The following is a 5,311-nucleotide window of genomic DNA, read 5'->3' as shown; positions in this document are numbered from 1 at the left end:
ACGTGACGAGAATGAACCTTGGCTGGTCGCCTGATAGCGGAACCAGGCGAGGTTCACGTTGTTACCACAGCGGGCGACTGCCGGTTGCCGGATTCGGAGTCATCGTTTCATGACCAATGGTCCATTGCCTGAAAACGTTCTGGTCTCGCTTCCCAAGATCGATGCAAAAGCGGCGCCGACGCTCAAAAATGCCGAGGCGGAGGTATTTTACACGGAAGCGATCCGTGAGCTTACCGCCACCGACATACCCTTTCTGGTCGCCGGGACCTACGCGGTAAGCGCTTATACGGGTGTCACCCGCCAGACCAAGGACCTCGATATCTTCTGCAAGGCAGGCGACTACGCGCGGATCCTCGCTCATTTCAAGCAGCTTGGATATGCCGTCGAAATCGAGGATGACCGGTGGCTCGGCAAGGTGTTCAAGGGCACGCATTTCTTCGACGTCATATTCGGCTCGGCCAACGGCACGGTGCCTGTTGGCGACCTGTGGCTGGAACACGCCCGCCAAACAGAGCTGTTGGGCAGCAGGGTGCGGATCATCGGCCCGACCGAACTCATCTGGTCCAAATGCTTTATCCAGGACAGAGGGCGACACGATGGCGCCGATATCGCTCATACGATTCTCAAGGCGGGCGATCAGATCGATTGGCACCGGCTGCTTTCTTATCTGGAGGTTCACTGGGAGGTTCTGTTGATGCAGCTTATCAATTTCAGGTGGATCTATCCGAGCGAGCGCGATCATATCCCGGCGTGGCTGCTCGATGAATTGCTCGACCGCCTCGCCAAGCAACGGCAGTTGCCGTCTCCAAGGATGAAGATCTGCCGTGGGCGGCTGCTTTCGCAAACCGATTACGAAATCGACGTCAAGGAATGGGGCTTCGCCGGCGTCGGTGGTGTGGGAGAATTCCGTGATGGCTGATCCCGTCAAGAGCAGCGCGCCCAAGGAGGGCGCACGCGCGCTCAAAGTTGCCGCGGTCGGGGATCTCCATGTGCGGGAAGATGCGCAAACCTCGTATCGCGACCTCTTCGGCGAGATATCGAGCGAAGCCGACATTCTCGTTCTCACGGGAGATCTGACCAATCTCGGCAAGCCTCGTGAAGCGGAGATGCTGGCCGAGGATCTGCGCAACTGCTCGATCCCGGTCGTGGCGGTGCTCGGCAATCATGACTACGAGTCTGGTGCGGTGGAAGACGTCACGAAGATCCTGCGCCAGGCGCATGTTCATCTCCTCGACGGGCAGGCAGTTGAAATCGAGGAGGTGGGTTTTGTCGGCGTGAAGGGATTCATAGGCGGCTTCGGCTCACGCATGCTCGGCTCATTCGGTGAACCGGCGATCAAGACGATGGTCGCGGAAAGCGTGAACGAGGCAATGCGACTTGAAAATGCGATGCGCCAGGTGCGGGCGAAGCGCACACTGGTGATCCTCCACTACGCGCCAATTGCCGACACAGTCGCGGGAGAACCGCCGGAGATATTTCCATTTCTGGGCTCTTCACGCCTGGCGGAGACGATCGATCGATTCCAGGTTAGTGCTGTCGTGCACGGTCATGCACATCGCGGTTCTTACGAAGGTCAAACACCTGGCGGAGCCAAGGTCTACAACGTCGCCATGCATGTGGCCAAGCCAAGCGGCCGCCCCTACGCCTTGCTCGAAATCTGACGCCAGCGGCATGCGCCGTGGTGTCCATTGGCCTTGACTCAATTGGTGGCCTTGACTCAATTGGTGGCGTTGATCGATTTCGCCAACTCTTCCAGCTTCCGGGGGTCGTTGCCGTGACGGCGCACCAGTTCGCGAGCCTGCCTGGACGGCAAATCGGTCGTGGCCGCCAGTTGTCGCACCTGCTGATCGTCGATGGCGACCTGCGGCAATGTATGGTCGATATTTCCTTCCTTGTCCTTCATCGCGCTTCTCCTTGATCCCTGTCGACGACAACGGCTCGAAAATCCGACCGGTTCCGAACGATCTGCAACTTTTGCGCCTTCACCTGGGCGGACCAACATACTCGTGTCCCGAGGGCGTAACGATCTCGCTGGATTCTGCCAGGAACCATGCCACGGCGCACGAGTTGTTCCGACTGAACGGAGATAGTTCGATGCCACAGCCAAGACAGCCAGACCCAAATCGCGATGTTCCCGTGCCGCCTCCAACATGGAAGCCCGAGCCGATCGAGGAACCCGAACCGGAAAGGCTCCCGGACGAGACCCCGCTGCCCAATCCCGACGAGAATGAAGAGCCTCCCATCCACGCGTAGGATGATGGAGTTTCTTTATCGCGGGGCAAAGCACACCTCCGGACGGCTAACGATCGATCTCGCCAAACACGATGTCGAGCGATCCGATGATGGCGGCAACGTCGGCGATCATGTGCCCTCGAGACAGGAAATCCATCGCCTGCAGATGGGCGAAGGATGGCGCGCGTATCTTGCACCGGTAAGGAACATTGCCCCCGTCGGAAACCAGATAAACACCGAATTCTCCCTTTGGCGCTTCAACCGCGGCGTAGACTTCTCCGGCCGGCACGCGATGCCCCTCGGTATAAAGTTTGAAATGCTGGATGGTCGCCTCCATCGAGCGTTTCATCGTGGCGCGCCGCGGCGGCGTGATCTTCTGGTTTGGAAGCGCGACCGGCCCCTGGCCTTCGGGTGACCGCAGTTTTTCCAGGCATTGCTTCATGATCCGCACCGACTGGCGCATCTCCTCCATGCGGACCAGGTAGCGGTCATAGCAGTCTCCGTTCTTTCCGACGGGAATGTCGAAATCCATGTCCGGGTAACATTCGTATGGCTGTGCCTTGCGCAAATCCCATGCGGCGCCCGATCCGCGCACCATCACGCCGGAAAATCCCCAGGCCCAGGCATCCTCCAGCCCGATCACGCCCACATCGACATTGCGCTGCTTGAAGATACGGCTGCCGGTGAGCAATTCGTCGAGGTTGTCACAGACTTTGAGGAACGGATCGCAGAAAGCCCAGATGTCGTCGAGAAGCTTCGGAGGCATATCCTGGTGCACGCCGCCGATTCTGAAATAATTCGCATGCATGCGGGCGCCGGAGGCGCGCTCGTAAAAAACCATCAGCTTTTCCCGCTCCGCAAACCCCCAAAGCGGCGGCGTCAGCGCGCCGATATCCATGGCCTGCGTCGTGACGTTGAGGAGATGCGACAGAAGCCGGCCGATTTCGCAAAAAAGAACACGGACGAGTTGTCCACGCGTTGGAACGCTGATTTCGAGCAGTTTTTCGGCAGCGAGGCAGAACGCATGCTCCTGGTTCATCGGCGCGACATAGTCGAGCCGGTCGAAATAGGGCAGCGCTTGCAAATAGTTCTTGTGCTCTATGAGTTTTTCGGTGCCGCGATGCAGTAAGCCAATATGCGGATCGGCACGCTCGACGATCTCGCCGTCCAGTTCGAGCACCAGCCGAAGAACACCGTGGGCCGACGGATGCTGGGGCCCGAAATTGATGGTGAAGTTGCGAACGGGGGCTTCGACCATCGCTGCTCTCCGCGACTGTCGGGGCAAGGCGTGATGCGAATGGTTCGGCGCCTCAAGTCGTCGTCTGAATGATCAGCGTCAGGGTGCCATCGCCATCTATGTTTGCAGCGACAACCTGCGAGGAATTGAGCCCATTCGCCCTCAAGGCCGATGTCGCTTGAGGCGAAGCATCGACTGAGTTTTGCAGGCGTAGCAAATCTTCGGCGCTGGTCTGATTGATCACGGCATCCGCCTGCGCCTTGATTTCGTCAGGCAGATCCTCGACGGCGACAATGGCAACGCCGGTGAAATTCAAATCAGCAGAGCCTGGATCTGACAGCGCCTGCTCCGGTTGCACTTCGCCCTGCGGTGGCGTCACCTGGGGAAGCTGCGGTCCAACAGTTTGGGCGTAGACGGGCTGAATGATGACCGCCCCGGAAAGTGCGACAGCTATCGTCAACATGCGCATGGTCGCTCCTTGCATCCTTCGAGGGAGATTTTGAAGAAACCCCCATGCCGAGCGATTGTTCCCGCGGGGCTGGTCACACTGGGCAATTTCGCGTCGACCCCCCTGGGGAAACGCCGAACGAACCATGGCCCAGACGACGTCATATGGCTGTCTCCCAACCGGCTGAGCGGTTGCGTACGGAATCGTACCATCGATTGATCTGCACCTTGGAGAGGATCAAAATAAAGCAGAGGTGACCATGGGAGGGAGCCGCATGAGCATCGCCAGATGGGCAATAAGACCTGTCGGTACCGCCAAGGCATTTCTGGCAGAGCAGCTTCGAAGTGGGCGATACGGCGACATCGTTTCGGTCAAAGCGGCGATAGAGGCCGCTCGCAGGGACGCGCCTTATTTGCAGGATACAGACGATGAGTTGATGGAGACGATCGTCGAGCTGGCACGGGAACTGGGGCTGGCCGTCCTTTTTGACTCTCGCGATTGACCGATGAGCCATGGCTGGAGGACTCACCGGTGGTTGAAGCGATTTGGTACGAAATCGACAATTGGCTCATGGCCGAAAATGCGCAATTATTGGGAAATGGGACGACGGCTGGACGACAAACTCGATTGCAAGGCTTGTGGGACTATCCAAATGGACATTCCCGACAACGCCAAGGAATCGACGCCAATTCATTGCAGCAATTGCGGCGCCTTTCTCGGCGAGTGGGGCGAATTGCAGGACGATTTCTACCGCCAGGCTCGCGGTACCGAGGCATTCGACTTGCGCAACGGAACCATTATCAAGAAGTAGCGCGCAACGACGCGGCCTCCGGATGACATCGGCAAATTCGCAAGGGGTTGGCAGATCTAGCCGACCTCGATGACCACCATCAGCCCGCCGCCGCCCTTCTCCTCGACATTGTTGTTCGTCGTGTGATGCGGGATGTGGCAGTGAATGAGCCACTTGCCAGGACGCAGCGCCTTCCACACGACGTCATAGCGCTGTCCCGGTCCGACATTGATCGTATCGGCCAGAAAGCGCGCCGACGAAGAAAGCGTCTCACCGTCACGGGCGACGACCTCGAAGGGTCCGCCATGGATATGCATTGGATGGACGAAGCCGTTGTTGGTGCCGATGAAACGCACCTTCAGCGTCTCGCCCACCTTCATAGGAATGGTGTCGGTTGCGGGATAGGCTTTGCCGTTGATGGTGAAGAAGTTCGGCATGCCGCCTTCCATGGGCATCGACGGATAAGTCAGCCCATCGCGCACCAGCCATTCCTGAAGTTCGATGACATAGTCGTGGTCAGCCGGAACCTCGTCGGCAGGATTGGCGGGATCGATAATCAGCGCCCCATAAAGCCCCAGCGCCTGGGTGCGGTCCGGCTTGGCAT

8 protein-coding genes are annotated in these 5,311 nt (G+C 58.7%); 4 read left to right on the top strand and 4 right to left on the bottom strand.

The features are described 5' to 3' along the window. The first annotated feature begins 109 nt into the window (after window positions 1–109). Both EN893_RS17370 and EN893_RS17365 read left to right on the top strand, forming a co-directional pair. On the top strand, window positions 110–919 hold the full coding sequence (locus tag EN893_RS17370; RefSeq protein ID WP_023812007.1) for a nucleotidyltransferase family protein: 810 nt from the start codon (window positions 110–112) through the stop codon (window positions 917–919). Beyond that, window positions 912–1,661, top strand: a complete 750-nt coding sequence (locus EN893_RS17365; protein ID WP_127271062.1) for a metallophosphoesterase — start codon at window positions 912–914, stop codon at window positions 1,659–1,661. Before EN893_RS17370 ends, EN893_RS17365 begins: the two co-directional genes overlap by 8 nt. A 56-nt stretch (window positions 1,662–1,717) precedes the next feature. On the opposite strand, the gene EN893_RS17360 is transcribed toward EN893_RS17365, so the two are convergent. The 3 genes from EN893_RS17360 to EN893_RS17345 form a co-directional block, all read right to left on the bottom strand. Further along, window positions 1,718–1,903: a hypothetical protein gene (locus EN893_RS17360; RefSeq protein ID WP_127271064.1), complete on the bottom strand. Its 186-nt coding sequence runs from the start codon at window positions 1,901–1,903 to the stop codon at window positions 1,718–1,720. Window positions 1,904–2,299: 396 nt separating this feature from the next. Then, window positions 2,300–3,490, bottom strand: coding sequence for an NADH-quinone oxidoreductase subunit D (locus EN893_RS17350; protein WP_127272699.1), 1,191 nt, complete (start codon window positions 3,488–3,490; stop codon window positions 2,300–2,302). 52 nt (window positions 3,491–3,542) lie between these two features. Further along, the gene (locus EN893_RS17345) at window positions 3,543–3,938 is read right to left on the bottom strand and encodes a hypothetical protein (protein ID WP_127268883.1); all 396 of its coding nucleotides are present in this window, start codon (window positions 3,936–3,938) and stop codon (window positions 3,543–3,545) included. Between the two features lie 253 nt (window positions 3,939–4,191). Here EN893_RS17345 and EN893_RS17340 point away from each other — a divergent pair, with 253 nt between their 5' ends. Then, window positions 4,192–4,419: a hypothetical protein gene (locus tag EN893_RS17340; RefSeq protein ID WP_127268882.1), complete on the top strand. Its 228-nt coding sequence runs from the start codon at window positions 4,192–4,194 to the stop codon at window positions 4,417–4,419. A gap of 150 nt (window positions 4,420–4,569) precedes the next feature. Then, window positions 4,570–4,728 (top strand): hypothetical protein, encoded by a 159-nt coding sequence (locus tag EN893_RS17335; RefSeq protein WP_081738677.1) that lies wholly within the window; start codon window positions 4,570–4,572, stop codon window positions 4,726–4,728. Window positions 4,729–4,784: 56 nt separating this feature from the next. Here the strand turns inward: EN893_RS17335 and EN893_RS17330 are convergent. Next, window positions 4,785–5,311: multicopper oxidase domain-containing protein (locus EN893_RS17330; RefSeq protein ID WP_164900932.1), on the bottom strand; the 527-nt coding region annotated here is incomplete at its 5' end.

Origin of the sequence: Mesorhizobium sp. M7A.F.Ca.CA.004.04.2.1 (assembly GCF_004022825.1) — a bacterium.
Lineage (GTDB): Bacteria > Pseudomonadota > Alphaproteobacteria > Rhizobiales > Rhizobiaceae > Mesorhizobium.
The sequence above is the reverse complement of the archived record's forward strand: the minus strand, read 5'-3'. Positions and strand labels throughout refer to the sequence as shown.

Excerpts from the sequence above, each read along its gene's own strand:
- EN893_RS17345 (WP_127268883.1), bottom strand. The coding sequence starts at position 3,938 with ATGCGCATGTTGACGATAGCTGTCGCACTTTCCGGGGCGGTCATCATT.
- EN893_RS17340 (WP_127268882.1), top strand. The coding sequence starts at position 4,192 with ATGAGCATCGCCAGATGGGCAATAAGACCTGTCGGTACCGCCAAGGCA.
- EN893_RS17335 (WP_081738677.1), top strand. The coding sequence starts at position 4,570 with ATGGACATTCCCGACAACGCCAAGGAATCGACGCCAATTCATTGCAGC.
- EN893_RS17365 (WP_127271062.1), top strand. The coding sequence starts at position 912 with ATGGCTGATCCCGTCAAGAGCAGCGCGCCCAAGGAGGGCGCACGCGCG.
- EN893_RS17360 (WP_127271064.1), bottom strand. The coding sequence starts at position 1,903 with ATGAAGGACAAGGAAGGAAATATCGACCATACATTGCCGCAGGTCGCC.
- EN893_RS17350 (WP_127272699.1), bottom strand. The coding sequence starts at position 3,490 with ATGGTCGAAGCCCCCGTTCGCAACTTCACCATCAATTTCGGGCCCCAG.
- EN893_RS17370 (WP_023812007.1), top strand. The coding sequence starts at position 110 with ATGACCAATGGTCCATTGCCTGAAAACGTTCTGGTCTCGCTTCCCAAG.